The 21,587-nt window shown below is 68.0% G+C and carries 22 protein-coding genes; 6 read left to right on the plus strand and 16 right to left on the minus strand.

All coding sequences use genetic code 11. From position 1 onward, the window contains the following. Positions 1-7 precede the first annotated feature (7 nt). Complete coding sequence (locus IPP91_14245; protein MBL0143224.1) at positions 8-418, plus strand: cupin domain-containing protein; 411 nt, start codon at positions 8-10, stop codon at positions 416-418. Here IPP91_14245 and IPP91_14250 read toward each other — a convergent pair. Genes IPP91_14250 through IPP91_14295 form a run of 10 tightly spaced genes read right to left on the minus strand, consistent with a single transcriptional unit; the run spans position 415 to position 9,533 of the window. Further along, positions 415-1,392: a tripartite tricarboxylate transporter substrate binding protein gene (locus IPP91_14250; GenBank protein ID MBL0143225.1), complete on the minus strand. Its 978-nt coding sequence runs from the start codon at positions 1,390-1,392 to the stop codon at positions 415-417. The two genes, IPP91_14245 and IPP91_14250, sit on opposite strands and share 4 nt — an antisense overlap. Continuing rightward, positions 1,379-2,572, minus strand: a complete 1,194-nt coding sequence (locus IPP91_14255) for a CoA transferase (protein MBL0143226.1) — start codon at positions 2,570-2,572, stop codon at positions 1,379-1,381. Before IPP91_14255 ends, IPP91_14250 begins: the two co-directional genes overlap by 14 nt. A gap of 9 nt (positions 2,573-2,581) precedes the next feature. Then, positions 2,582-3,310 carry an LrgB family protein gene (locus IPP91_14260; protein MBL0143227.1) on the minus strand — a complete coding sequence of 243 codons (729 nt, stop codon included), beginning with the start codon at positions 3,308-3,310 and terminating at the stop codon, positions 2,582-2,584. Further along, positions 3,307-3,651 carry a CidA/LrgA family protein gene (locus IPP91_14265; GenBank protein ID MBL0143228.1) on the minus strand — a complete coding sequence of 115 codons (345 nt, stop codon included), beginning with the start codon at positions 3,649-3,651 and terminating at the stop codon, positions 3,307-3,309. Before IPP91_14265 ends, IPP91_14260 begins: the two co-directional genes overlap by 4 nt. A 43-nt stretch (positions 3,652-3,694) precedes the next feature. Then, positions 3,695-4,945: a CoA transferase gene (locus tag IPP91_14270; GenBank protein ID MBL0143229.1), complete on the minus strand. Its 1,251-nt coding sequence runs from the start codon at positions 4,943-4,945 to the stop codon at positions 3,695-3,697. Between the two features lie 10 nt (positions 4,946-4,955). Further along, positions 4,956-5,843: a CoA ester lyase gene (locus IPP91_14275; GenBank protein MBL0143230.1), complete on the minus strand. Its 888-nt coding sequence runs from the start codon at positions 5,841-5,843 to the stop codon at positions 4,956-4,958. Continuing rightward, positions 5,840-6,544: a ribonuclease activity regulator RraA gene (locus IPP91_14280; protein MBL0143231.1), complete on the minus strand. Its 705-nt coding sequence runs from the start codon at positions 6,542-6,544 to the stop codon at positions 5,840-5,842. The genes IPP91_14275 and IPP91_14280 overlap by 4 nt, the downstream gene beginning before the upstream one ends. Beyond that, on the minus strand, positions 6,544-7,485 hold the full coding sequence (locus IPP91_14285) for a dihydrodipicolinate synthase family protein (protein ID MBL0143232.1): 942 nt from the start codon (positions 7,483-7,485) through the stop codon (positions 6,544-6,546). Before IPP91_14285 ends, IPP91_14280 begins: the two co-directional genes overlap by 1 nt. 37 nt (positions 7,486-7,522) lie before the next feature. Next, positions 7,523-8,500, minus strand: coding sequence for a tripartite tricarboxylate transporter substrate binding protein (locus tag IPP91_14290; protein ID MBL0143233.1), 978 nt, complete (start codon positions 8,498-8,500; stop codon positions 7,523-7,525). Between the two features lie 55 nt (positions 8,501-8,555). Beyond that, positions 8,556-9,533: a tripartite tricarboxylate transporter substrate binding protein gene (locus tag IPP91_14295; protein MBL0143234.1), complete on the minus strand. Its 978-nt coding sequence runs from the start codon at positions 9,531-9,533 to the stop codon at positions 8,556-8,558. A gap of 215 nt (positions 9,534-9,748) precedes the next feature. Between IPP91_14295 and IPP91_14300 the strand changes: the two genes are divergently transcribed. Genes IPP91_14300 through IPP91_14310 form a run of 3 tightly spaced genes read left to right on the plus strand, consistent with a single transcriptional unit; the run spans position 9,749 to position 12,749 of the window. Then, on the plus strand, positions 9,749-10,939 hold the full coding sequence (locus IPP91_14300) for a CoA transferase (protein MBL0143235.1): 1,191 nt from the start codon (positions 9,749-9,751) through the stop codon (positions 10,937-10,939). Beyond that, positions 10,939-11,748: an enoyl-CoA hydratase/isomerase family protein gene (locus IPP91_14305; GenBank protein MBL0143236.1), complete on the plus strand. Its 810-nt coding sequence runs from the start codon at positions 10,939-10,941 to the stop codon at positions 11,746-11,748. The genes IPP91_14300 and IPP91_14305 overlap by 1 nt, the downstream gene beginning before the upstream one ends. Before the next feature lie 32 nt (positions 11,749-11,780). Continuing rightward, a complete protein-coding gene (locus tag IPP91_14310) occupies positions 11,781-12,749 on the plus strand; it encodes a tripartite tricarboxylate transporter substrate binding protein (GenBank protein MBL0143237.1) in 969 nt (322 codons plus the stop codon). A 127-nt stretch (positions 12,750-12,876) separates the two neighbouring features. Here IPP91_14310 and IPP91_14315 read toward each other — a convergent pair whose 3' ends face one another. From IPP91_14315 to IPP91_14340, 6 genes are all read right to left on the minus strand, one after another. After that, positions 12,877-13,854 (minus strand): zinc-binding dehydrogenase, encoded by a 978-nt coding sequence (locus IPP91_14315; protein MBL0143238.1) that lies wholly within the window; start codon positions 13,852-13,854, stop codon positions 12,877-12,879. A gap of 118 nt (positions 13,855-13,972) precedes the next feature. Then, positions 13,973-14,914: a hydroxyacid dehydrogenase gene (locus tag IPP91_14320; GenBank protein ID MBL0143239.1), complete on the minus strand. Its 942-nt coding sequence runs from the start codon at positions 14,912-14,914 to the stop codon at positions 13,973-13,975. After that, positions 14,911-15,603 carry an RraA family protein gene (locus IPP91_14325; protein ID MBL0143240.1) on the minus strand — a complete coding sequence of 231 codons (693 nt, stop codon included), beginning with the start codon at positions 15,601-15,603 and terminating at the stop codon, positions 14,911-14,913. The genes IPP91_14320 and IPP91_14325 overlap by 4 nt, the downstream gene beginning before the upstream one ends. A gap of 49 nt (positions 15,604-15,652) precedes the next feature. After that, on the minus strand, positions 15,653-17,164 hold the full coding sequence (locus IPP91_14330) for a tripartite tricarboxylate transporter permease (protein ID MBL0143241.1): 1,512 nt from the start codon (positions 17,162-17,164) through the stop codon (positions 15,653-15,655). Between the two features lie 3 nt (positions 17,165-17,167). After that, the gene (locus tag IPP91_14335; protein MBL0143242.1) at positions 17,168-17,629 is read right to left on the minus strand and encodes a tripartite tricarboxylate transporter TctB family protein; all 462 of its coding nucleotides are present in this window, start codon (positions 17,627-17,629) and stop codon (positions 17,168-17,170) included. Positions 17,630-17,660: 31 nt separating this feature from the next. Next, a complete protein-coding gene (locus tag IPP91_14340) occupies positions 17,661-18,632 on the minus strand; it encodes a tripartite tricarboxylate transporter substrate binding protein (GenBank protein ID MBL0143243.1) in 972 nt (323 codons plus the stop codon). A gap of 142 nt (positions 18,633-18,774) precedes the next feature. Here IPP91_14340 and IPP91_14345 point away from each other — a divergent pair, with 142 nt between their 5' ends. Further along, positions 18,775-19,680, plus strand: a complete 906-nt coding sequence (locus tag IPP91_14345) for a LysR family transcriptional regulator (GenBank protein ID MBL0143244.1) — start codon at positions 18,775-18,777, stop codon at positions 19,678-19,680. A 101-nt stretch (positions 19,681-19,781) separates the two neighbouring features. Next, a complete protein-coding gene (locus tag IPP91_14350; GenBank protein MBL0143245.1) occupies positions 19,782-21,515 on the plus strand; it encodes a dihydroxy-acid dehydratase in 1,734 nt (577 codons plus the stop codon). Positions 21,516-21,587: the final 72 nt, after the last annotated feature.

The following is a 21,587-nucleotide window of genomic DNA, read 5'->3' on the forward strand; positions in this document are numbered from 1 at the left end:
GACAATCATGTCTGGCAAGCTCGTCCGCAGGCACGACGGCGCCTTCCACTGGGAAGGCGTGGAGGTGCTGGAGTACAAGCAGGAAGGCTCGGCGCCCTTCCGGGACGTGACGCGCCAGGTTCTGTTCGACGACCCGTCGCTCGCCACGCAGCTTCGCTACTTCGAAGTCGCTCCGGGGGGCTGGACCACGCTCGAGCGCCACGAGCACGTGCACAACGTGATGGTGATCCGCGGCAAGGGTCGCTGCCGGGTGGGCGAGAGCGAATTCGACCTCGGCCGCAACGACCTCGTGAGCGTGCCTCCCATGACCTGGCACCAGTTCCATGCCGCATCCGACGAGCCGCTGGGATTTCTCTGCCTCGTGAACCGGGAACGGGACAGGCCGCAGCTTCCGGGCAACGGGAACGGTTCGGCCTAGTCGAGCTTGATGCCCGCTTCGCGAACGACCGCGCCCCACTTTGCGTTCTCGGTCCTGATGAAGTCCGCGAAATGTTGCGCCGTGCCGCCCAGCGGCGTGCTTCCGTCTTCCTTGAGCTTGTCGACCATCTCCGGACGACCCAGGGCCTTGTTGGCCTCGGCGTTCAGCTTGTCGATGATGGCCCTGGGCGTTCCGGCGGGCGCCACGAGTCCACTCCACGTGGCCGCCTCGAATCCGGCGTAGCCCGATTCAGCGATCGTCGGCACGTCCGGCAGGATCGCCATGCGCTTGGGCGAAGTGACGGCGACCGCCCGTATGCGTCCCCCGGCGACAAGGCCGCCCACCGCAATCGAGTTGCCGAAGTAGCAGTCCACGCTGCCGCCCATCAGGTCGGCCACGGCAGGCCCGGCCCCCTTGTAGGGCACGTGCGCCATCGCGATGCCGGAGCGCCGCTGGAACATCTCGCCGCCAATGTGGCCGATGGTCCCGTTGCCGGGCGAGGCCATGTTGAGCTTGCCGGGATTCGCCCTGGCAGCGTCCACCAATTCCTTCAGCGTCCTGTAGGGCGAGTTGGCGGCGACCACCAGGATGAGCGGCTGAGAGGAGATGAGCGCGATCGGCGCGAAGTCCTTGAGCGGGTCGAAGGGCATCTTCGTGTAGAGGGCCGGGTTCACCGCGAGGTTCGCCGTTTGCCCCATCGCGATCGTGTAGCCGTCCGCTGCCGACTTGGCGGTGGCGTCCAGGCCGATGTTGCCGCCCGCGCCGGGACGGTTGTCGATCACGATGGCCCACTTGGTCGTGCTCGTGATCGCCTGGGCGATGGCGCGCGAGAGCACGTCGGTGCCGCCCGCGGGCGGGAACGGCACGACCAGCTTGATGGACTTCGCCGGATAGTCCTGCGCAAGGGCGAACGACGGCAGGAGCGCGGCCATCAGGGTCGCGCCGGCAAGGCGGAAAAGATCACGTTTGGTCATGCGTATCTCCACGGAGGGATGGGGCGGAAGAAGCGGATACGGCAACGTCCAGCGGCGCAAGGATCTCCTCGTTGTGCTCCCCGGGCTTCGGCAGGGGCAGGCGCAACCCGAGTCTTTCGGTGCCGAACTGGATCGGCAGCGCGGGAATGCGCGTCGGCCTTCCGTCCGGCAGCGCCAGGTCGATCATGCCGCCCGCGTCGAGGTGCGGGTCGTCGAACAGGTCTGAGGGCGTCCGGATGCGCGCGAAGGGCAGGCCCGCCTTCTCGCAAAGCGCCTCGAGTTGCGCGATCGTCCGTCGGGCAAGCAGTTTCGCCACCTGCGGGATCAGCGTCTCGCGTGCCTGCGAGCGCAGGTTGTTGGTGGCGTAGGCGGGATCGGCCAGTTCGGGCTCGCCCAGTGCGGCCGTGAAGATCTCCCATTGGCGCTCGGTGACCACGCCCAGGAAGATACTCGTGCCGTCCGACGAGGTGAAGATGTCGTACACGCCCCACGCGCGCCTGCCGGCCGACATGGGCTCGAGCGCCTTGCCCGTGCTGGCATGCTGCATCATGTGCGTGGACACCAGCCACGCGGCATTCTCGAAGAGGCCGCTCTGGACGTACTGGCCCTTGCCGGTGCGGTCGCGGTCGCGCAGCGCGGCCATGATGGCGATGACGCCGAACAGGCCGCCCATCATGTCGTTCACGGGCGCGCCGGCGCGCAGCGGCCGGCCCACGGGGCCGGTCATGAATGCGAGACCGCTCATCATCTGCACCACCTCGTCGAGTGCGGTGCGGTTCTCGTAGGGGCCCGCGAGGAACCCCTTGAGCGAGCAGTAGATGAGGCGCGGGTTCACGGCGGACAGCGCCTCGTAGCCCAGGCCCTTTGCCTCCAGCGCGCCGGGACGAAAGTTTTCCAGGAAAACATCGGCCGTCCCGGCGAGCTTCCTGGCGGCCGCGATTCCTCCGGGCGAGGACAGGTCGAGGGTCACGCTCTTCTTGTTGCGGTTGAACGAGGCGAAAAAGCCAGCGCCGCTGCTCGTGAGGTAGCGCGTGGGATCACCCTTGCCAGCGGGTTCCACCTTGATCACTTCGGCGCCCAGGTCCGCCAGGACGAGCCCGCAAGTCGGGCCCATGACCATGTGCGACAACTCGACGACGCGGATGCCGTCGAGGGGAAGGTGCGGGGATTCGGACGTCATGCCGACAGTCTAGCGGACGTACTGCAGCGCCAGAGGAATCAGCACCGCCCCCAGGACGCCGTGCAATCCCATCCCCAGGCTCGCGTAGGTTCCCGCCTCGGGGTGGACGCTGAAGGCGCGGGAAGTGCCGATGCCATGCGCGGCCACCCCCAGCGCGAATCCGCGCTGCCACCACGCCCTGGAACCGACGGCATTCAGGACCACGCGCACGAGGATCGCGCCGAGGATGCCGGTCGAGACCGCGAACACGGCCGTGAGCGTCGGGGACACGTTGATCCGCTCCGCCACGCCCATCGCGATCGGCGCGGTGACCGACTTCGCGTAGAAGCCGCCGACGATCGCCGAATCCGCGCCGAGCAGCCTGGCGGTGCCCACGGCGCTCACGATCGAGGTCGCACCGCCGGCGAGCAACGCGGCGAGCAGCGGGAAGATGCGCCCGCGAAGCGCATCAAGCCCCTTGTAGATCGGCACCGCCAGCGCCACGGTCGCCGTGCCCAGGAGGAAATGCACGAATTGCGCGCCCTCGAAGTACTTTGCGTAGGGCATGTCGATCAGCGTGATCACGGCCGCCACGATGGCGATCGCGATGGCGACCGGGTTGGCAAACGGATTGCGGCCAGCGTGCTCGTAGAGCATTACGCCCGCCTGGTACGCCGAGAGCGTGAGCACGAGCGCGAGCAGCGGGCTGCCGGAGAGATAGACCCAGATCTCGTGGATGGCCGGCAGGGCGGGCGTCATTCCGGAGGTTCCTTCGCGATGGCGCGCAGCACCAGTGCCGTTACCGCCAGGGTCGCGATCACGCTCACCACGAGCGCGGCGACGACCGCGGCCGCTTGCGAGCGGATCTGCGGCCAGAACATCACGACGCCCACCGCCGCGGGAACGAACAGCAGCCCGAGGTTCTGGCTGAAGGCAGTAGCCACGAAATCGAGCGATTCCGGCACCTTGCCACGGACCCGCAGCCAGGCGACGAGGAGCACGAGCCCGATCACGGGGCCGGGGATGAGCGGCAGGAGGAACTTCGCGACCAGTTCCCCGAGGCCCTGGAAAAGGAGGATCTGGACGAGGCCGGCGATCATGCGGCGGCTGCGTCAAGTGCGGGCACGGTGGCCACGAACGCGTTCATTTCCCTTCGGCCGCGTCGGCGGGCCGCGCCTCGCAAGCCACGCCTTCGGCCAGCAGCCGCGCGTAGTCTTCGTCGCCAATGCCCGCTTCGGCCAGCAGCGCCCGGTTGTTCTCCCCGAGCCTGGGCGCCGGTGTGCGGATCGACCCCGGCGTCCCGGTCATGCGCGGCACCACGTGGTGCATGGGATAGCTCCCCATGTCGGGATCGGGATAGTCGGCGACGAGCTCGCGCGCGCGGACGTGCGGGTCCTCGACGATCTGCGCGATGTCGTAGATCGGGCCGATGGTGACCTCGGCCGTCTCGAAGAAGGCGACGTTCTCGGCCTGCGTGCGTTGCGCGACGAACGCACCGATGATCGCGTCGAGCTGCGCGGCATTCTTCACGCGGTCCGCGTTCGTGCGGTAGCGCGGGTCGTCCACGAGGTCCTCGCGGCCGATCGAGCGGAAGAGGCGTTCGGCCATCTTTTGCGTGGAGGCCGAGAGCCCCACGAAGAGCGCGTCCTTGCACCGGTAGGCATTGCGCGGCCCGGAGTTGGTGGAGCGGCTCCCCGCGCGCGGCTTCACCTTGCCCGTCAGGCGGTAATTGGCGGCATGCGGCCCCAGCACGGTGAAGAGCGGATCGAGCAGCGGCAGGTCGATCACCTGCCCCCGGCCGCCGTTCACCTCCACCTCGCGCAGCGCGATCATCGCGGCCGATGCCCCGTAGAGGCCGGCGATCGAGTCCGCGAGATACATGGGCGGCAGCACCGGCTCGCGGTCCGCGAAGCCGTTCAGCGCAGCGAATCCCGACATGCCCTCGACGAGCGTGCCGAAGCCGGGGCGCCTGGCATAGGGACCGTCCTGCCCCCAGCCGGAGACGCGCAGGATCACGAGCTTCGGGTTCAGGCGCAGCAGGTCATCCGGCGACAGTCCCATCTTTTCCAGCGTCCCGGGGCGGAAGCTCTCGACGAAGAGCTGCGCCGAGGGCACCAGCTTCAGCAGCAGCTCGCGCGCCTCGGGCTTGCGCAGGTCGAGGGCGAGGCTCTTCTTGTTCCGGGCGTAGAGCTTCCAGTTGGTGTCCACGCCCTGCGTGACCCACGCGCGCAGCGTGTCGCCGGCGGGGGGTTCCACCTTTATCACCTCGGCCCCGAAGTCGGCCAGCACCTGCGTGAGGGTGTTTCCCGCGATGAGGCGCGAGAGGTCGAGCACGCGCACGCCCGCAAGCGTTCCGCGGGCAGAGGGGTCGTAGTCGCGCCGGGGGAGCGTCACCGCCGTGACCCTACTCCCAGCCCGTTCCGGCGCTCTCGGCGACCAGGCCGAGCTTCTTCGCGATGCGAAGGATCGCCTCCGCGCGGGTCACGAACGGCGCGTCGATCATCTTGCCGTCCACGGTCCATGCGCCCACACCCTTCGCCGCCGCCTCCCTTGCCGAGGCCACGACCTTGAGCGAATGCGCGATCTCGGCCTCGGTGGGACGGAACACCTCGTTGATCACCGCGACCTGGCCGGGATGGATGGCGGACTTGCCCACGTAGCCCAGCCTTCGGGCCGTTTCGGCTTCCTGCCTGAGGAACTCCAGGTTCTTCACGTCGGCCATGGCCGAGTCGAGGGCGAACACGCCGGCTTCCGCCGCGGCGAGCTTCACACCGAGCTGGAAATGCAGCACGACGCGCGGATCATAGCGATCGATGCCGTAGGGCTCGAGGAGGTCGCCGAAGCCGAGCTGCAGGCCGGCCACGCGCGGATCGGCGCCGGCGATCTCGGCGGCGAGGCGAAAAGCCTTCGGCGTCTCGATGTTGGCGAGGATGCCGGCGGGCTTCTCCACGCCCTTCGCCTTCTCCACCCGGGCGATGACCTCGGCTGCGAAGCGCACGTCGTCCGCGCTGCCGGTCATGGGCAAGTTCACGAGGTCGAGCCCCGGGCCCGTGATGGCCTCGACGTCCTTGCCGAAGTGCGGCGTGTCGATGCCGTTCACGCGCACGATGATCGTCTTCGGCTTGCCGGCAGGCAGCGAACGCAGGAACTTCGCCACCGCCAGACGCGCCTCGTCCTTGCGGCTCTCGTCGACGGCATCCTCGAGGTCGATGGAGATTGCGTCGGCCTCGCCCGCCATCGCCTTGGCGAAGAGTTCCGGGCGCGAGCCCGGAACGAAAAGCTTGCACCTCATTGCTTCGCTTTCGACGCCTCGTAGCGCGCCTTGTTCTCGGCGTTGGGGGGATAAAGGCCGGGAAGGGACGCGCCATTCTCCACCTGCGCCATGATCCAGCTCTCGAGCCGTTCCTGCTCCGGGGCCGCGGCGACGATGTCCTCGACGAGCGCCTGCGGGATCAGCACGGCCCCGTCGTCATCCACGACCACCACGTCGTCGGGGAACACGGCCACGCCGCCGCAACCGATGGGCTCGCCCCAGTTCACGAACGTGAGGCCGGCGACCGAAGGCGGCGCTGCCCCGCCCTGGCACCACACGGGAAGTCCCGTGCCGCGAACGCCGGCCACGTCGCGCAGGACGCCGTCGGTGACGAGCGCGGCCACGCCCTTCCTCTTCATGCGCGCGCACAGGATGTCGCCGAAAATGCCCGCGTCGGTGACGCCCATCGCGTCGGCCACGGTGATGCAGCCTTCGGGCATGGCCTCGATGGCGGCGCGCGTCGAGATCGGCTTCGACCACGACTCCGGCGTGGCGAGATCCTCTCGCGCCGGCACGAAGCGCAGCGTGAACGCCGGGCCCACGAGGCGCGGCTGCCCGGGGTTGAGCGGGCGGGTGCCGCGCATCCAGACGTTGCGCAGGCCCTTCTTGAGGAGGAGGGTCGTGATGGTCGCGGTGGTGACCTTCGACAGCGTGGAAATGACTTTCGGATCGAGTGCCATCAGCCGAGTTCCTTCAAGCGGCGTTCCTGCCGCGCGATGAGCCGATCGATGTCGGCGATGTCCGCGGCCGAGAGCTTCGGCCCGGGTTTGCGTATGGCCGCCGAGGCGATCGCGCCGCGCTTGAACAGCATGTACTTGCGAACGGCGAGCCCCAGCCCCGTCTGCTGCTCGTAGCGGGCGAGCGGCAGGTACGCGTCGAACAGGTCGTGCGCGCGCTCGACCTTGCCGGCCGCATGGGCCTTCACCACATCGGCCATCATCTCGGGATAGCTGAAGCCGGTCATGGCGCCATCCGCGCCGCGCGAGAGTTCCTCGGGCAGGAAGAGCCCGCCGCCATTGCCGGCGAGGATCGAGATGCGGCGAATCTCGCCCTTGCCGCTCGCGGCGCGCATCGCGGAGAGCTTGGCAAGCCCGGGCCCGGGCCAGTCCTCGTGCTTGAGCATCACCGCCGACGGAATCGACTTGAAGATCCGCAGGAGCACCGGTACGGGAAGCTGCGCGCCGTAGGCAAGGGGGTGATCCTGCACGCAGAATGGCGTGGCCGGCCCGAGGGTCTCGGCCGCCATTTCGTAGTAGGCCACGGCCTGGTCGTCGGTCTTCACGGTGGAGGCCGGCCCCACCATCACGCCCGAGGCGCCCAGGTCCATCACGCTCTTCGCCAACTCGCCCATCGCCGCGAAGCCGGGCGAGGAGACTCCCACGATCACCGGCACCCGGCCGTTCACGCGCGCGAGCACCCGCTTCACGTAGGCGCGGGACTCGTCGGCCGTGAGCTTGGGGGCCTCGCCCATCACGCCGAGGACTGTGAGGCCCGTGGCGCCCTTGTCGAGGTAGAAGTCGGTTACGCGATCGGTGCTCTCAGAATCCAGCGCGCCGTCGTCGCCGAAGGGCGTCACCGTGATGACGTAGACGCCCTTGGCGCTTTCATCGAGTCGGGTCATGGGTCCGGGGCCTTGCAGGTTGAACGGGGAGGACGCTTCAGTCCGCCTTGATGTCGGCGGCCTTCGCCACCTTCTTCCAGCGCTCGATGTCGTTGCGGATGACTTCGGCAAAACCCTCCGGCGTCATCGGGGCCGCCTGCGCGCCTTCGCGCGCGAGGAAATCCCTCATCTCGTCCGTGGCGAGCGCCTTGTTGATCTCCGCGTTCAGCCTCGCGACGACTTCCTTCGGCGTGCCGGCCGGCGCCAGCACTCCCCACCAGAGTTCCACGTTGTAGCCGGAAGCGCCGGCGCCCGCGAGCGGCGGCAGGCCCGGGGCGATCGGCGAGGCCTTGAGCGTCGTGACGCCGATGCCCTTCACCTTGCCGCCCTTCACCTGCGCGAGCATCGACGGGGCACTGGCGATGAGGACGTCGACGTGGCCGGCCATGAGGTCGGTCGTCGCGGGCCCCATGCCCTTGTAGGGGACATGCGTCATCTGGATGCCGGCCGCGTCGTCGAGCAGTTCGGTCGCGAAATGATTGATGCTGCCGGTGCCGGAGGTCGCGTAGTTGAGTTTGCCGGGCTTCGACTTCGCCAGCGCGAAGAACTCATCGGGCGTCTTCACCGGCAGCCCGGGGGAGACCGCGAGGATCATCGGACCCTTGCCCACCATCGCCACGGGCGCAAACGCCTTCAGAGGGTCGAAGGGCAGGTTGGTCGCGATGGCGGATTTCGTGGTGTACGTCGAGGAGATCATCACGATCGTGTGGCCGTCCGGCGGCGCTTTCGCCACGAAGGCCTCACCGATCGACCCGGTGGCGCCGGGCCGGTTCTCGACGACAACGGGCTTGCCGAGCGCCTCGCCCAGCTTCTTGCCGATGGCGCGCGCGAACGTGTCGTTCGAGCCGCCGGGCGGCGAGGTCACGATGAACAGGATCTGCTTCGACGGGAAGCCCGGCGCCGGTCCCTGCGCCTGCGCCGGGAAGGCATGGACGGCGAGCACGGCCAGGGCCGCCGCGCACGATTTCACGATCATGGGATTCTCCTCGATAGTGGGGGCGCCGCCGGGGCGGCGCTCTTCCCGTTTGCGGTTACTGCACGACGACGCCGGCCGCCTTGACGACCTTGCCCCACTCCTCGATGTCGCGCTTGATCTGCGCGCCGAACGCGGCGGCCGACCCGCCCGCAGGGGCGACGCCGTCGCCTTCGAGCGTGTCGCTGGTTTCCTTGAGCTTGAGCGCCTTGGACACCTCGCCATTGATGCGCTCGACAACTTCCTTCGGCATCCCCTTGGGACCGATGAGACCGTGCCAGAGCACCGCCTCGTAGCCGGGCAGGCCGGATTCGGCGATGGTGGGCACGTCCGGCAGCGCGGGCAGGCGCTTGGTCGTGGTGACGCCGATGGCGCGCAGCTTCCCGCCCTTCACGTGCTGCAGGGAAGTCGCCGTGCTGCTGAAGAAGATGTCGGCGGTGCCCGAGATCGTGTCCGTGAGAGCCGGGCCCGTGCCCTTGTAGGGAACGTGCGTCATCTTGATGCCGGCCATGGTCGCGAACAGCGCGCCCGCCAGGTGCGTGATGCTGCCCTGCCCCGCGGAAGCGTAGTTGAGGCCGCCCGGCTTCTTCTTGGCGTATTCGATGAGTTCCTTCACGTTCTTCGCGGGAATGTTCGGGTTGGCCACGAGCAGCATCGGGCCCTGCGAGATCTGGATGACGGGCGTGATGTCGTTGATCGGGTCGAAGGTCATCTTGTAGAGCGAAGGCAGCACGGCGTAGCTCGTCGCGACGAGGCCGAGCGTATAGCCGTCGGGCTTCGCCTTGCTCATCACCTCGATGCCCAGCAGGCTTCCGGCGCCGGGCCGGTTATCGACCAGGACGGGCTGGCCGAGCGCGGTGGACAGGCGCTGCGCCATGAAGCGGCCGATGAAGTCGGAGCCGCCGCCGGGCGCGAAGGGCACGATGATCGTGATGGGCTTGGCGGGCCAGGCCTGGGCCAGCGCGGGAACGGGAATGGCGAGCACGGCGGCCAACGCAAGCGCGCCTCGAACAAAAGCCTTGGCGAACGGGGACATGGTCTTCCTCTTCGGTTGTGGATGACGCGATACCGGCGGCCGGGGCGCGGCTGCGGTCCGCCATTTTGCCGTCCCAAGCCGGGAAAGGCGAGCGAAAGCGTCCATACGGGCGGTGCGGGTGGCAGCCTGCCGTGCGCCTGTATGATCTGCGTCGAACAACCTTGGCACGGTGCCCGCCTCCCGGCTGCCCCGCGACCGCACAGGACGGAGAGGCCATGCCCCACATTCCCGCATCCCGGGCGCTCGCGCGCTTCCGGGTGATCGACCTGACCCAGGTCCGCGCCGGCCCCACGTGCGCGCGCCAGCTGGCCGACTGGGGTGCCGACGTTATCCAGGTGCAGATGCCGGAGCACATGCGCGGCGACGACACCCTCGGCGGGCAGGAGGGCTCCGACTACCAGTACACGCACCGAAACAAGCGCTCGATCACGCTCGACCTCAAGAACCCCGAGGGCATCGCGGCGCTGAAGAAGCTCGCGGCCGCCGCCGACGTCGTCATCGAGAACTTCCGTCCCGACGTGAAGGTGCGCCTGGGCATCGACTACGACTCGCTCGCGAAGGAAAACCCCCGCCTGGTGTACGCCAGCATCTCGGGCTTCGGGCAGACCGGCCCCTACGCCAGCCGCCCGGGCTTCGACCAGATCGCGCAGGGCATGGGCGGGCTCATGTCGGTCACGGGACTGCCCGGCCAGGGACCGGTGCGCGTGGGCATCCCCATCGCGGACCTGTGCGGCGGCATCTTCGCGGCCTACGGAATCACCGTGGCGCTCCTCGAGCGCGAGCAATCCGGCAAGGGCCAGTGGCTGCACACCTCGCTCCTGGAAGCGATGATCTACATGATGGATTTCCAGACCGCGCGCTGGACGGTCGACGGCGAGATCCCGAAGCAGGCCGGCAACTTCCATCCCACGAGCATCCCCACGGGCGTCTACCGCACGAAGGACGGCCACATCAACATTGCCGTCTTCGGCGGCAAGATCTGGGAGCGCTTCGCCGAAGCGATGGGCGCCCCGGAGTGGATCACCGACGATCGCTCGAAGAGCAAGGCCAACCGCTCGATGCATCGCGACTGGCTGAACGCCGAGATCGAGAAGCGCCTCCTCGCGCACACCAGCGATCACTGGATCGAGATGCTCAACCAGGCGGGCGTGGCTTGCGGGCGCATCAACGACCTGAAGGACGTCTTCGACGAGCCGCAGGTCAAGCACCTGGGGATGGTGAAGACCGTCGTCTCGAAGTACCAAGGCGAGAAGCACCTGCTCGGCCAGCCCGTGACCCTCACGCGCACGCCCTCGACGATCGCACGCGCGGCGCCGCGCCGTGGCGAGCATACCGAGGAGGTTCTTGCCGAGGCCGGCTACGATGCCGAATCCATTGCCCGAATGAAAGCCGCCGGAGTCTTCTGATGACCGACACGACCTACGCAAGCCCCACCGAGCGCGTGAAGACCTGGCGCGACGGAGCCGTCCTCCACATCCGCTTCAACAATCCCGCCAAGCACAACGCCCTCTCGGTGGACATGTGGGAGGCGTTGCCGCCTCTCCTGGCCCGGGCCGAGGCGGACGATGCCGTCCGCCTGGTCGTATTCTCGGGCGAGGGGACGAAGTCCTTCGTCTCCGGCGCGGACATCTCCCAGTTCGAGGACATGCGCGCAGCGCGCGAGGCCGTGAAGCGCTACGAGGTGATGGCGGAAGATGCCCTCATGGGCATCCACGATTTCGGCAAGCCCACGATCGCGGCCATCCGCGGGTATTGCATCGGGGGCGGCGTCAACGTCGCCATCAGCTGCGACATCCGCCTCGCGTCCGCCGACTCGGTGTTCGCCATTCCCGCCACGCGGCTGGGGCTGGGTTACCGCTTCTCCGCCCTCAAGAACCTCGTGGACCTCGTGGGCCCCGGCCACGCGAAGGACATCTTCTTCACCGCCCGCCGCCTGCCCGCGCAGGAGGCGCGCGACATCGGGCTCGTGAACCGCGTGGTGCCCGTGGAGGAGCTCGATGCCCTGGTCGCCGAGTACGCGACCATGATCTCGACCGGCGCGCCGCTCACGATGAAGGTCGGCAAGCGCATCATGCGGGAGGTCCTCAAGCCCGATTCCGGGATCGACATGGAACTGTGCCGCCGGCTCATCCTCGACTGCTTCGAGAGCGAGGATTACGCCGAGGGACGCACCGCCTTCATGGAAAAGCGCAAGCCCGTCTTCCGCGGCAAGTGACCGCGAAACCCCAACGACAGGGGAGCAAGCCGATGGCCCCGCATTTCACCCGCTTCGCAATCGCCTGCCTGGCGGTGATCCTGTGCCCCGCCCTTCCGGCCGCCGCAGCCTGGCCCGAGAGGCCCGTGAAGATCCTCATCGGGTATGCGCCCGGTGGCTCGACCGACGTGGTCGCGCGCCTCCTCGCGCCGAAGCTGGGCGAGCGCCTGGGCCAGCCCATCGTGATCGAGAACAAGCCGGGCGGCGCCGGGGATTTCGCGGCCGAGGTCATGCTGCAGGGCAATCCCGACGGCTACATGCTGCTCATGACGACCGTCGCCGTGCACGCGATCAACCCGGGGCTCTACAAGACGCGCAAGTTCCACCCGATCGACGACTTCACGCCCATCGCGATGATCGGCTCCTACCCGATGATCCTCATCGCGTCGACCCAGACCACGTTCAAGACCCCCGCGCAGCTGAAGGAGCTCGCCGCGACGACGCCGACCTTCTACGCCTCCTCCGGCGTCGGCTCGCCCGGCCACCTCGCGGGCGAACTCCTCGTGCGGGCCATCTCCGCGAACATCACGCACGTGCCGTACAAGGGAGGCTCGCCGTCGGTGCTCGCGGTGCTGACCGGCGAGGCGCAGCTTTCCTTCGCCACGCTTCCGGCGGTGGTGCCGCAGATCCGTGGCGGGAAGGTGCGCGCCATCGGCCTCGCCTCGCGCGAGCGCAACCCCGCCGTGCCGGACGTCCCCACCCTCATCGAACTGGGACTCGCGGACTTCGAGGTCGGCACCTGGACCGGCTTCGTGGGGCCGAAGGGCCTGCCGCCCGAAGTCGTGCAGAAGTTGAACGCCGCCGTCGCCGCCGTGCTCGTCGACCCGGTGATCCGCAAGCGGCTCATCGACGAGGGCGCAGAGATCCGCCCGATGAGCCCGGCCGATTTCGGCGCCTACATGCGCGCCGAGAACGTGCGCTGGTCGAAGATAATCAAGGAAGCGGGCGTCGTCCCGCAGTAGGTGCTGCCCCGCGGTCCCCGGGGACGCGGCGAGCGATCGCGGCTGCTCACGGTCAGCGCTCGCCCCACCGTATCCGCCGCTGCCAGTGCGGGGGAACGGATCATGTCTCGCCCTTCAGTCATGGGGGTCATGCGGGTATCGACAGCACGATCTTGCCGAGGTGGCGGCTCGCTTCCATGTGGTCCCGGGCCGCCTCGAGCTGCCCGAACGGAAAGACGCGGTCGATGACGGGCCTCAAGCGCCCGGCGGCGATCGCGGGCATCAGGTCGGCCAGGAAGGCGGGCACGCCCGCGGCTCGCTGCTCCGCGGTGCGCAGCTTGTTCGATACGCCGAAGAGCGTCAGGCGCTTCGCATGCAGCGCCTGGATGTCGATCTCGGCTTTGAGCACCCCGTCGACGTAGCCCACCGTCGCGAGCCGTCCCTCGAATGCCATGGAGCGCACGCACTCGGCGAAGACGGAACCGCCGACCGTGTTCACGACCAGGTCGACACCATGACCGCCGGTGGCCTGAATGACGGCGTCGTGGAAATCGCCCTTGCGGGTGCAGATCCCGAGGTCCAGCCCCAGGGGCTTCAGCCGGTCGAGCTTTCCCTGCGAGCCTGAAGTGCCGATGACCTTCGCGCCGCGTTCCTTCGCCGCTTGCAACGCGGCCACGCCAACGCCGGAGGAGATGCCGGTCACGAGCACCCACTCGCCGGGTGCCAGGCGACCCTGTGCGAAGAGCATGTCGTGCGCCACCAGGAAGGTGAGCGGGATCGACGCGGCCTCTTCCCACGAGAGGATGTCCGGCACGGCCATCGTCTCGCGCTCATCCATCAGCGCGTATTCGGAGAACGCACCGGCGCAGCGCCCCATCACGCGCTGGCCCGCCCGGAAGCGGGTCACGCCGGCGCCGGCCCTCACCACCTCCCCAGCCCCTTCCATGCCGATCGCCTTCACGGCGCCGGTCTTCATGAGGCCGTGCCCGACGATGAACTCGCCGCGGTTGAGGCCGGCCGCGCGCATGCGCACCAGGAGCTGCCGGGGGCCCGGATCGGGCACGGCGGCCTCGCGCAGCTCGATCGTGGCGCGGTCGGCGGAGGACTGCATGAAATAGGACTTCATTGGGCGACCCGGGTATGCCGGCCAAGGGTGCCGGAAGGCCGAATGGTACGGGATCGGGCCCGCTTCGCGCCGGCGGCGGGCGCAGTATCGAGGTGAGTCGGATGAAGCGGGCGCCCGCTCAGGCGACGACCTCGGAGCGCGGCCCTGAAAGCACGGCCAGCACATTGCGCGCTGCAGCGATGCCCATGTTCACGTAGGCATCCTCGCTCACCCCGCCGACATGAGGGGAAAGCACGACGTTCTGGACCGCCTTGAAGTGGTGCTCGCCGACGAGCGGCTCGACGGCAAAAGCATCCAGTCCCGCCGCGCGCAGCTTTCCGCTGGCCAGCGCCTCGAGAAGGGCGACTTCGTCGATGAGCCCTCCACGTCCGGTGTTCACGAGGATTGCGCCGTCACGCATCGTGCCGAGGGACTCACGGTTGATCAGGTGGCGATTGTCCTCGGTGAGCGGGCAGTTGAGCGACACGACGTGCGACCGTGCCAGCAATTCCCCGAGTTCGAGGAGAATCACTCCCGCAGGCGCTGCCTTGGCAAACGGATCGAAGGCCACGACCTGCATGCCGAAGGCCAAGCCCAACTCGGCGACGCGGCGCCCGATTGCGCCGATGCCCACCACGCCGAGCGTCTTGCCCTTCAGTTCCAGGCTCTTGTGCGTAGCCTTGTCCCAGAAACCCGCGCGCATGCGCCCGTCCAGGAATACCGCATTCTTGGCGCACGCGAGGATGAGGGCCCACGAGTGCTCCGCCACGGCGTCGGCATTGGCGCCCGCGGCGGCCTTCACCGCAATGCCCCGCGCTGCCGCCGCCCTGGAATCGATGGTATCGATTCCGGTGCCGTGCTTGGAGATCACGCGAAGGGATTTCGACGCATCGATCACCCGGACGGGTATCTTCCCGTAGCGCACGATGATCGCCACGGGCTGGTGCTCCTGGCACAGGGCAGTAATCGTGTCCTCGTCGGGCGTCTTGCCCGCGTAGATCACCTCGAAGTCGGTCAGGAGCGAAAGTGCCTGCGGCGCAAGATCGGCCGCCGTGACGAGAAGGGCGGGTTTCCGGCTCACAGCGTCTCGCCCTCCTTCAGCACGCCTGCCGCGCGCAGGGATGCATCGAGCCAGCCCGGCTTGAGCGCCCGTCTTGCCTTGATGTCGTCCAGGCGCTTCGTCTCGTCCGCGACTTTCCTTTCGGCCAGGGGCAGGAGCGATGCGGCCTTTTCACGCTCGACCACGACAACGCCATCGGCGTCGCCGATGATCAGGTCACCCGGGTTCACGCAGATGCCTCCCGCGGAAACGGGCCAGTTGATGCGGCCGGGGATGAACTTCGTGGGCCCGTTGGGATTCGCTCCAACCGCAAAGACGGGGAAGCCCAGCTCCCGCAGTTCATCGGTATCGCGAATGGCCCCGTCTATGACAACCCCGCCAAGCCCCAGGACCTTGCAGGCATTGATCATGAGGGCACCCATGAGGGCGCAGCTGGTGTCGCCCTTGCCGTCGATCACCAGCACGTCGCCCGGCTTCGCCATCGCCATGGCGGCGTGAATCATGAGGTTGTCACCGGGGCGCACTTCGATCGTGAATGCCGGTCCCGCGAGCCTCATGCCCGGGACCAGGGGTGCGACACGGTCCATCGTGCCGCGGCGCCCGGCGACATCGGCGAGGATCGCGGCCTGAAACGCGGCGGCGTGCGCCACGGTATCGGGGGAAACGCGCTCGAAATTGCGGCGAACGTCGGCAAGGGGGGCGTTGCTCATGGAGAATCCTTTCGTCATTGTCCTGAAGCGAATATGAAGCCGTGCCGGTTCAGCCGGCGTCGCCTTCCTCGAGCGCAAGTTCCTTGCCGCGGCGCAGCGCCGGCACAACCATGGCGAGGAGAATCAGCGCGGTGACCAGGAGGAATGCGACACTGATGGGGCGGGTGAAGAAGACCGCGAAGCTGCCGTCCGACATGAGGAGTGCGCGACGGAGGTTTTCCTCGAGCATCGGTCCGAGCACGTAGCCGAGGATGAGGGGGGCCGGCTGGCAATCGAGTTTCGCGAAGACGTAGCCCAGCACGCCGACGGCCGCGCACAGGTAGACGTCCATGGCGCTGTTGTTCAGGCTGAAGTTGCCGAGCGCGGCGAACATCAGGATGGCGGGAAACAGCCACCGGTACGGCACCTGTATGAGGCGCGCCCAGAGACCCACCAGGGGCAGGTTGAGCAGGAGGAGCAGGACGTTGCCGACGAACATGCTGGCGACGAGTCCCCAGAAGAGGTCGGGCCGGGACGTCATCACCTGCGGGCCGGGCTGGATGCCCTGCATCGTGAGGGCGCCCAGCATCAGCGCCATGACGGCGCTCGCGGGGATGCCCAGCGTCAGGGTGGGAATGAAGTGCGTCTGCGCCGCGGCATTGTTGGCGGCCTCCGGCGCGGCAACGCCTTCGATGGCGCCCTTGCCGAACCGCGAGGGATCCTTCGCGAGCTTCTTCTCCAGCATGTAGGCCGAGAAGGACGCCACGGAGGCGGTGATGCCCGGCAGCGCGCCGAAGAAGGAGCCCAGGGCCGTTCCGCGCAGGGTCGGCATCGTGGCGGTCTTGATGTCCGCCCAGGTTGGCATGAGGTTCTTCACATCCTTGGTGAAGACCTCCACCTTGTCGGTGCGGGCGAGGTTCTGGACAATTTCCGCGACGGCGAAGAGGCCGACCGCGACCACCGTGAAGCCCACGCCGTCGAGCAGTTCCGCCACGCCGAAGGAGAAGCGAGGCAGACCCGAGGTGACGTCCGTGCCCACGAGGCCGAGCATCAGCCCGATCACCACCATCGCGAGGGACTTCACGAGGTCGCCATGCGCCAGCACCGCGGAGAAGACGAGGCCCATCAGCATCAGCGAGAAATACTCGGCCGCCCCGAACTCGAGCGCCCACATGCCGACCAGCGGCCCGAAAAAGGCGACCAGCACCGTCGAGATGATTCCGGCCACGAAGGAGGAAATCGCCGCGATGGCGAGTGCCGGCCCGGCGCGCCCCTGGCGCGCCATCTGGTAGCCGTCGATGGCCGTCACGGCCGAGGAGACCTCGCCGGGCATGTTGACGAGAATGGCCGTGGTCGAGCCGCCGTATTGCGCGCCGTAGAAGATGCCGGCCAGCATGATGAGGGAACTCACCGGGTCGAGGCCGAAGGTGATCGGCAGCAGCATCGCGATGGTGACCAGCGGGCCGATGCCGGGCAGGACGCCGATGAGCGTGCCGAGGAAGACGCCGACGAAGCAGTAGGTCAGGTTCTTGAGGGTGAGCGCGACACCGAAGCCCAGCGCCAGATTCGAGAGGACGTCCAAGGGCTACTCCCCGAACTCGAAGGCGAAGAGTTCGTATGGCAGTCCCAGGCCCCAGACGAAGATGACCAGTGCCAGAAGGGTCATCGCGACGGCGAGCACCGCCACCTCGCCCCAGCGGAACTCGCGGCCGGCGTACGCACTGGAAACGATGAGCACGACCAGCGACGCTACCAGGCCCACGTGCTCCATGAGCCACCCGAAGGCAACCAGTGACGCGGTGAGCATGACGAGCGGGTACCAGCCCCACTCGCCCTGCACCGGCTCGCCGGAGCGCAGGCCGCGGACCAGCGTAACGATGCCGAAGCCGACGAGAATCCCGCCGAGGACGCGTGGAAAGAACCCCGGCCCCATGTGCTGGACGCTCCCGAAAGGGTACGACAGCGCGATGCCGAACCCGCCTGCGCCGATCGCAATGAACAGCAATCCCGCGAGGAAGTCCTGGTTGTCGAGAAATCTGGTCTTCATGGGGCGTCCGTCCAGTTCGCCGAAAGGTCGCCTACTGCAACTTGATGCCGGCTTCCTTGACCACCGACGCCCACTTGTCGTGGTCGGACTTGATCAGGGCCGCGAATTCGGCCGGACCCACGTCCACCTTCCCGTTGAGGCGTTCCTTCACGTCGGGAGCGTCCAGCACCTTGCCGACTTCGGCGTCCAGCCGGGCGATGATCGGGGCGGGCGTGCCTGCAGGCACGGCGATGCCGAACCAGGTGATGGCCTCGAAACCGGGGTAGCCCGATTCGGCGACCGTCGGCACGTCGGGCCATTGCGGGGCGCGCTTCAGGGACGTGACGGCGATGGCGCGCAACTGGCCTGCGCTGACCTGTGCCGCGGCCGATTCGATCGAGGCGACGTAGAAGGAGGCGCGCCCGCTGATCACGTCCGGCAAGGCTTGCCCGGTGCCCTTGTAGGGGACGTGCGTGTACTTGACGCCGGCAATCTTCTGGAAATACTCCCCGGTGAGGTGCGCGACGGTCGCGTTGCCGGGGGATGCGAACAGGAGCTTGCCCGGGTTCGCCTTTGCCGCTGCGATGAGATCACCCATGGACTTGATGGGCGATTTGGCGCCCACCACGATCGCGAGCGGCACGGCGGCGATCAGCCGCACCGGCGCGAAATTCTTCACCGGGTCGTAGGGCAGCCCCGACATGATTGAAGGTGCGATGGACAGGTTGCTCGTCTGGGCAATCACGAGCGTGTAGCCATCGGGTTTCGCCTTGGACGCCGCGTCCAGGCCCACCGTACCGCCGGCGCCCGCCTTGTTCTCCACGACGACCTTCCAGCCCAGCGTCGTCGACAGCTTGTCGCTCACGATGCGGCCGAGGATGTCGGTGCCGCCACCCGGCGGGAACGGGACGATGAGGCGGATCGGCTTGTCGGGATAGCCAGCCTGGGCCAGCGCTGCAGCGGAAAATCCAGCGGTAAGGATGACGGCGGCAACGGCCGCGGCCCGGGATGCCCAGCGATTCATGGTGACTCCTCCAGTTGCAATGCGGTTGGGTACGGCTTGCCCGGGTTATGTCCCGGGTCGGGTAGCAATCACGGATCATCGGTGAGACAATTCATCACGTCTATTTCATTTTTCGTTAAAAATGATAAGTACAACGAATCAATTGGACTTGCGCGACCTGCGCTATTTCGAGGCCATCGCCGAAGCCGGACACCTCGGAAAAGCCGCATTGAAGCTCCACCGTTCGCAGCCAGCCCTGACGGGCTGCGTGCGGCGCCTCGAGGCCACGCTCGGCACGGCGCTCTTCGAGCGGGTGGGGCGCGGCATCCGGCTCACGGCGGCGGGCGAGGCCCTGGCGCGCCGCGCCCGGAACCTACGCGTGGTCGCCGACGACACCGTGCGCGAGATCGGGGAGGTCGGCGCGGGCGTGGCCGGCCAGGTGCGCATCGGCGTGCTGCCGACGCTCGCGCGGTTCCTCATGCCGTCGCTGTGTCGCGTCTTCCTTCCCGAGGCGCCCGGCGTGACAGTTCGCACCATCATTGCCCAGAACGATGTTCTCGGCATGCATCTGGAGACCGGGGAGGTCGATTTCATTCTCACCATGGCCATCAGCGCGACCGAGGACCTCGTCAACCACACCATTCTCGAAGACGAAGCCGTGGTGATCGCGAGCGCAAGCCATCCGATCCTGGAGAAAAGGAAGGTGCGCCTGCAGGACCTGCTCTCCTACCGCTGGGTGCTGGCCCCACCGTCGGTGCGCACTCGGCAGTGGATCGAGGACGTCTTCCAGCGCCGGGGGCTGCCCGGGCCCGCCGTCCAGATCGAAACCAACCTGATCCTGATGATGCCCTCGCTCATTCACCAGACGGAGCTGCTCACGTTCACCTCACGCCGGCACGTAGGCAGGGACGACGCCGGCTCGCTGCTTCGGGAGGTCCGGCTGGCGGAGACCACGATGCGGCGGCGCTTCGATGTCGTGTATCGCCGCGATGGCTATCTTTCGCCGGCCGCGCGGAAACTGATCGCCCTGCTCCGCGCCCGGGGGCGGACTCACTTCTCCACCGATTGAGGGAATGGAGAAAAGGGGACAGACCCCTTTTCGGGAAAAGGGGTCTGTCCCCTTTTTCGGGTAGGCTTTCCGTCTCCTGCACTCGATCCGCCCGACCGAGCATGTCGAACGATTCCGACCCGAAGAACGCGAAGAAACCTCCCGCCACCGGCCTCGCCAAGGGCCTCACGAACTACGGCGACACCGGGTTCTCGCTGTTCCTGCGCAAGGCCTTCATCAAGGGCGCGGGCTACACCGATGACGCCCTGTCGCGTCCGGTCATCGGCATCGCCAACACCGCGAGCAGCTTCAACCCGTGTCACGGCAACATGGCGCAGCTGGTCGAGGCCGTGAAGCGCGGCGTCATGCTCGCCGGCGGATTGCCGATGGACTTCCCGACCATCTCGATCCACGAGAGCTTCGCGCATCCGACGAGCATGTTCCTGCGCAACCTCATGTCGATGGACACCGAGGAGATGATCCGCGCTCAGCCCATGGATGCGGTCGTTCTGATCGGGGGATGCGACAAGACCGTGCCCGCACAGCTCATGGGCGCGGCTTCGGCCGGCGTGCCCGCCGTGCAGCTCGTCACCGGTTCCATGCTGACCGGCTCGCACGACGGCGAGCGCGTGGGCGCCTGCACCGACTGCCGCCGCTACTGGGCGAAGTACCGCGCCGAGGAAATCGGCGAGGCCGAAATCGGCCGCGTGAACAACCAGCTCGTGGCGAGCGTCGGCACCTGCTCGGTGATGGGCACCGCGAGCACGATGGCGTGCGTGGCCGAGGCGCTGGGGATCGCACTTCCCGGCAGCGCTTCCCCGCCCGCGGTCACCGCCGACCGCATTCGCGTGGCGGAGCGTTCCGGCACCGCGGCCGTGGCGCTCGCGAAGAGCCGCCTCACTCCCGATCGCATCATCACCGCCCAGTCGGTGGAAAACGCGCTGCGCGTGCTGCTCGCCATCGGGGGATCCACCAATGGCATCGTGCATCTCACGGCCATCGCCGGGCGCCTGGGCATTCCCGTCGATCTTGCGCGCCTGGATGCGCTGGGACGCGATACGCCCGTGCTCGTGGACCTGAAGCCCTCCGGCCGGCACTACATGGAGGACTTCCATCACGCGGGCGGCGTGCCGGCGCTGCTGCGGGAATTGAAGCCGCTGCTGCACCTCGACGCCCTCACCGCCACCGGCCGCACGCTGGGCGAGGAGATCGAGGCGTCCGGGCCCGGGTTCAGTCAGCAGGTGATCCGGCCCCTGGCGAATCCGATTTTCGCGCAGGGCGGCATCGCGGTGCTGCGCGGCAACCTCGCGCCCGGCGGGGCGATCATCAAGCAGTCCGCCGCCGATGCGAAGCTCATGCAGCACGAGGGGCGCGCCGTGGTGTTCGAGGACGCCGCGGACATGGCGGACCGCATCGACCGCGACGATCTCGACGTGAAGGCGGACGACGTCCTCGTCCTCAAGAACATCGGCCCGAAGGGCGCGCCCGGCATGCCTGAAGCGGGCTACCTGCCCATCCCCCGGAAACTCGCGCGCGCCGGCGTGAAGGACATGGTGCGCATTTCCGACGGGCGCATGAGCGGCACGGCGGCCGGCACCATCGTGCTGCACGTGACTCCCGAGGCCGCGCTGGGCGGGCCGCTCGCCTGGGTGCAGTCGGGCGATCGCATCCGCCTCGACGTGGCGGGCCGCTCGATCGCGCTCCTCGTCGAGGATGCGGAGCTCGCGCGCCGCCGCGCCGTCCGCCCCGTCACGACTCCCACGGCGGAACGCGGCTACCTCAAGCTATTCCTCGACACGGTCACGCAGGCCGACCAGGGAGTGGACTTCGACTTTCTGCGCGCGCCGAAGAAGTAGTCCGCGCAGCCCGCGTTGCCTACCGTCACAGCCCGCCTTGCCTACCGTCGCATCCCGCCGCCTGGAGCCACG

The sequence above is a fragment of the Betaproteobacteria bacterium genome (assembly GCA_016720855.1).
GTDB lineage: Bacteria > Pseudomonadota > Gammaproteobacteria > Burkholderiales > Usitatibacteraceae > FEB-7.

Bases quoted from the DNA above. Each gene is read 5' to 3' on its own strand.
- IPP91_14245 (MBL0143224.1), top strand. From the start codon at position 8: ATGTCTGGCAAGCTCGTCCGCAGGCACGACGGCGCCTTCCACTGGGAA.
- IPP91_14250 (MBL0143225.1), bottom strand. From the start codon at position 1,392: ATGACCAAACGTGATCTTTTCCGCCTTGCCGGCGCGACCCTGATGGCC.
- IPP91_14255 (MBL0143226.1), bottom strand. From the start codon at position 2,572: ATGACGTCCGAATCCCCGCACCTTCCCCTCGACGGCATCCGCGTCGTC.
- IPP91_14260 (MBL0143227.1), bottom strand. From the start codon at position 3,310: ATGACGCCCGCCCTGCCGGCCATCCACGAGATCTGGGTCTATCTCTCC.
- IPP91_14265 (MBL0143228.1), bottom strand. From the start codon at position 3,651: ATGATCGCCGGCCTCGTCCAGATCCTCCTTTTCCAGGGCCTCGGGGAA.
- IPP91_14275 (MBL0143230.1), bottom strand. From the start codon at position 5,843: ATGAGGTGCAAGCTTTTCGTTCCGGGCTCGCGCCCGGAACTCTTCGCC.
- IPP91_14280 (MBL0143231.1), bottom strand. From the start codon at position 6,544: ATGGCACTCGATCCGAAAGTCATTTCCACGCTGTCGAAGGTCACCACC.
- IPP91_14285 (MBL0143232.1), bottom strand. From the start codon at position 7,485: ATGACCCGACTCGATGAAAGCGCCAAGGGCGTCTACGTCATCACGGTG.
- IPP91_14290 (MBL0143233.1), bottom strand. From the start codon at position 8,500: ATGATCGTGAAATCGTGCGCGGCGGCCCTGGCCGTGCTCGCCGTCCAT.
- IPP91_14295 (MBL0143234.1), bottom strand. From the start codon at position 9,533: ATGTCCCCGTTCGCCAAGGCTTTTGTTCGAGGCGCGCTTGCGTTGGCC.
- IPP91_14300 (MBL0143235.1), top strand. From the start codon at position 9,749: ATGCCCCACATTCCCGCATCCCGGGCGCTCGCGCGCTTCCGGGTGATC.
- IPP91_14305 (MBL0143236.1), top strand. From the start codon at position 10,939: ATGACCGACACGACCTACGCAAGCCCCACCGAGCGCGTGAAGACCTGG.
- IPP91_14310 (MBL0143237.1), top strand. From the start codon at position 11,781: ATGGCCCCGCATTTCACCCGCTTCGCAATCGCCTGCCTGGCGGTGATC.
- IPP91_14315 (MBL0143238.1), bottom strand. From the start codon at position 13,854: ATGAAGTCCTATTTCATGCAGTCCTCCGCCGACCGCGCCACGATCGAG.
- IPP91_14325 (MBL0143240.1), bottom strand. From the start codon at position 15,603: ATGAGCAACGCCCCCCTTGCCGACGTTCGCCGCAATTTCGAGCGCGTT.
- IPP91_14335 (MBL0143242.1), bottom strand. From the start codon at position 17,629: ATGAAGACCAGATTTCTCGACAACCAGGACTTCCTCGCGGGATTGCTG.
- IPP91_14340 (MBL0143243.1), bottom strand. From the start codon at position 18,632: ATGAATCGCTGGGCATCCCGGGCCGCGGCCGTTGCCGCCGTCATCCTT.
- IPP91_14350 (MBL0143245.1), top strand. From the start codon at position 19,782: ATGTCGAACGATTCCGACCCGAAGAACGCGAAGAAACCTCCCGCCACC.